The organism is Candidatus Angelobacter sp. (genome assembly GCA_035607015.1).
Classification (GTDB): Bacteria; Verrucomicrobiota; Verrucomicrobiia; order Limisphaerales; family AV2; genus AV2.
On the sequence record DATNDF010000387.1, the window covers coordinates 1 to 3527 of the forward strand.

The following is a 3527-nucleotide window of genomic DNA, read 5'->3' on the forward strand; positions in this document are numbered from 1 at the left end:
TCTTCGCCCCGGAACTCCCGTTGTCGCTGGCGCTGGCGACCAAGCTGCCGGTGCGGTCGGCATGGGCATCACGCGCGCCGGAGTCGTCAGCGCGACTATCGGAACTTCCGGCGTCGTTTTTGCTGCTACTGATCGCCCTTCGCTCGATCCCAAAGGCCGCTTGCACACCTTCTGCCACGCCATCCCCGGTCGCTGGCACGTCATGGGCGTCACGCAATCCGCAGGCCTCTCGCTACGCTGGTTCCGCGATCGTTTTGGCGCCGGACCTGACGACGGCCGCGATCCTTATGAACGACTCTCCGCGGAGGCCGCCACTGTTCCAGCGGGCTCCGAGGGAGCCTTTTGGGCGCCCTACTTGATGGGCGAGCGCACGCCGCATCTCGATCCTTTCGCGCGTGCCGCCTTTGTCGGCCTGTCGGCATCTCATACGCGCGCGCACCTTATCCGCGCAGTCCTCGAAGGCGTAACCTACAGCCTGAAAGACACCTTCACGATCTTCGACGAGATCCATGTTCCCGTTGAACGGATCCGCCTCGGCGGTGGAGGCGCTCGCTCGCCGCTCTGGCAGCAAATCCAGGCGGATGTTTACGCACACGAGGTTGAAATCTTAAAAGCGGAAGAAGGCGCGGCCTATGGCGCCGCGATTCTTGCAGGCGTGGGCTCAGGATGCTGGAAAAGTGTGGATGAGGCGTGCGACGCCGCCGTGCGTGTCGCGAAAGTCGTCGGCCCGATCCGCGAAACCAGCGCCGTTATGCAGCGCGGCTATCAAACTTATCGCCGGATTTATCCGGCCTTGCATTCCATCTTCGCCGAAAACAAATCTTCTTCCGCAAACTGAGCTGCGAATCCCTGCGAACAATCGCAAGCGACGCGGCGATTCTCCATCATCCGGCCTTTTTCTGCCCCGGCTTGAAGTGGTAGCAGTACCACGCGCCTATCACAGTCATCAGCGCGCCCCACCAAACGCTCGCGTGCAAGTTGAAAAGCTCTACGGTTGGGTGGGCAGGCGGATTCCACAACTCGTACAGGCCCGCGCCGAAAATCAGCACTCCATTAACCAGCAACGATAACCCGATAAAGAACCAGATAGAAACCATGCTTCCGACCTCCGGGGGCTACCAAAAGTAGATGTTCAGAACGAAGAACACGACACCCACCACACCCGCCCAGAAAATAGGCTTCTGATACACAGGAATACTTCCGACGGACGGAACTGGCGTCAACCCGTAAACCAAGCCAGTCAACTCCGCGTCCGTTTTGGGCTTCGTCGCCAAACTCACAACAACCGTCACGACCACGCAAACGAGAAAAGACCACAGCGCCTGAAACATATCCTGTGCCAGCGCTTTAGCATGCGGCGAGAGCGCCACATAACGCAGAGCCGATGGATCTGCTTTCACCCAAGCCCACATGCTGACGGAAGATACCGTGCCGCAGAGCAATCCCCAGAAGCCGCCCGGCCCCGTCGCTCGCTTCCAAAGCATGCCGAGAATAACGGTGCCGAACAGTGGCGCGATGAAAAAACTGAACAGCGCCTGCACATAGTCCATAATGCTCGCGAACTGCATCACCAAATACGCCGTGCCCACGCTAATCAGCACGCCGATCACCGTCGTCCACCGGCCCATATTCACGTAGTGGTGGTCCGTGCCCTTGCTGTTGATTAGCGGCCGGTAGATGTCATACGTCCAGACGGTAGTGAACGCACTCACATTCCCCGCCATCCCAGACATGAAACCCGCGATCAACGCGGTAATCCCTAGACCCAGCAACCCAGGGCCGCAATAGCGGGCGAGCATCAGCGGAAGAACGTCGTTGTAGCTGTGCGCTCCGGTCACGGCAGCCACCGATTCGGGTACGAGTTTCATCGGAAGCACGGCCAATCCCAGTAGTCCCGGCAAAATGACGATGAGCGGAACAAACATCTTGAACCCCGCTCCGATGATGGGGGCCATCTCCGCGCTGCGTATGTCCTTGGCGGCGAGGATGCGTTGCACAACAAGAAAATCCGTCGTCCAGTAACCCATCGAGATGACCGCAGCCAACCCGAACACAATGCCGATCCAGTTGATACCCATGGGGTTGTCCGTGAAGGAACCTAAGCCCGACCACAGATGAACGTACTGATCCGACGCCCGCTGGGCAATTTGCACTTTCAGGTTGCTCCAGCCGCCGGCCTCGTAGAGCCCGAGAATTGGAATCAGCAGAGCGCCCGCCCAGATCAGGAAGAACTGCAACACTTCATTAAAAATCGCCGACCTCAACCCGCCGAGCGCAACATAAATAGCCACGGTGATCGACGACACCCAAATGCTGAAATTGATGTCCCAGCCCAGTACAATCTGCATCACCTTCGCCATCGCGAACATGTTGACGCCGCTCATCAGCACGGTCATGAAGGCAAACGAAACCGCGGAGACAGCGCGAGCCGGTTCTCCAAAACGCAATTTCAAGTAACCCGGAACGGAGTGTGTTTTGGAAATGTAGTAAAACGGCATCATTACTAGCGCGAGGAAAAGCATCGCGGGTATCGCGCCAATCCAGTACCAATGCGTGGCCAGAATGCCGTATTGGTAGGCCGAACCCGCCCAGCCCATCAGTTCCAAAGCGCCGAGATTCGCCGAGAGGAAACTCAGTCCAGCCACCCACGCGGTCATTTCGCGGCCCGCCATGAAAAAATCTTCACCGGTGTTCGCGCGGCCGCGCAAGTAGAAGCCAATGGCCAGGACCAACGCGAAGTAAAAAACGATGATGACGACGTCAACCGCGGAGAGATGAACGAGTCGAGCTGGTACGATAAACGCGGATGGAATGGTCATAGAGTTCAGAATCGCTTCTCCTCTGCGTGCGTCTTACGACTCATGACAGGGGATAAAGTCCCAGCTATGAATACGAGGACTCGACCCCAACATCACTTCGCCGAGAACTTGTAAATCGTTTCCGAATGAAATTTTGTTCCTGGCTTCAAAACAGTGGATGGAAAATTTGGCCGGTTAGGCGAGTCCGGATAGTGCTGGGTCTCAAGGCATATCGCGCCGTATTTCTGGTACGCAACTCCGCCTTTCCCTGTAATGCTTCCGTCGAGATGGATCGCCGTGTAGAACTGCACTCCAGGCTCCGTCGTCCAGATTTCCATCTGCCTTCCGGACGTCGGCTCGATCACCCGCCCCGCAATGCGCATCGTCCCAGCCTTGCCATTCAAAACAAAATTGTGATCGTATCCGCCGATCTCCTTTAGTTCGCCGATGCGCGCACCGATCGCCGCCGGCTTCAGAAAATCCAGCGGCGTATTCGCAACGTTCGCGATTTCGCCCGTCGGAATCAGCGTGGAATCCACTGGAGTGTATTTGTCCGCGTCGATGTACAGGATGTACTTGAGCACGTCGCCCGTGTCAGTGCCCGACAAGTTGAAGTAACTGTGATTTGTCAGATTCACAACGGTATCTTTATCTGTCTCCGCCGTGTATTCCAGCTTGAGTTCGTTCTTGTTCGTTAGCGTATAAGTCACGCTGGCGGTCAGGTTGCCC

At 57.2% G+C, this 3527-nt stretch carries 4 protein-coding genes; 1 reads left to right on the forward strand and 3 read right to left on the reverse strand.

The window, feature by feature from the left end; translation table 11 throughout:
- Nucleotides 1-838 (forward strand): FGGY-family carbohydrate kinase (locus VN887_15470; GenBank protein HXT41404.1); only part of this gene is annotated, 838 nt, incomplete at its 5' end.
- 46 nt (nucleotides 839-884) lie between these two features.
- On the opposite strand, the gene VN887_15475 is transcribed toward VN887_15470, so the two are convergent.
- The 3 genes from VN887_15475 to VN887_15485 all read right to left on the reverse strand — a co-directional run.
- Nucleotides 885-1097 (reverse strand): hypothetical protein, encoded by a 213-nt coding sequence (locus VN887_15475; protein ID HXT41405.1) that lies wholly within the window; start codon nucleotides 1095-1097, stop codon nucleotides 885-887.
- Nucleotides 1098-1115: 18 nt separating this feature from the next.
- Complete coding sequence (locus tag VN887_15480; GenBank protein ID HXT41406.1) at nucleotides 1116-2819, reverse strand: sodium:solute symporter family protein; 1704 nt, start codon at nucleotides 2817-2819, stop codon at nucleotides 1116-1118.
- Between the two features lie 92 nt (nucleotides 2820-2911).
- The coding region (locus tag VN887_15485) for an aldose epimerase family protein (protein HXT41407.1) at nucleotides 2912-3527 on the reverse strand (616 nt) is incomplete at its 5' end.

What these genes read in the sequence shown, in the direction of transcription:
- VN887_15480 (HXT41406.1), bottom strand. Translation starts at nt 2,819, where the DNA reads ATGACCATTCCATCCGCGTTTATCGTACCAGCTCGACTCGTTCATCTC.
- VN887_15475 (HXT41405.1), bottom strand. Translation starts at nt 1,097, where the DNA reads ATGGTTTCTATCTGGTTCTTTATCGGGTTATCGTTGCTGGTTAATGGA.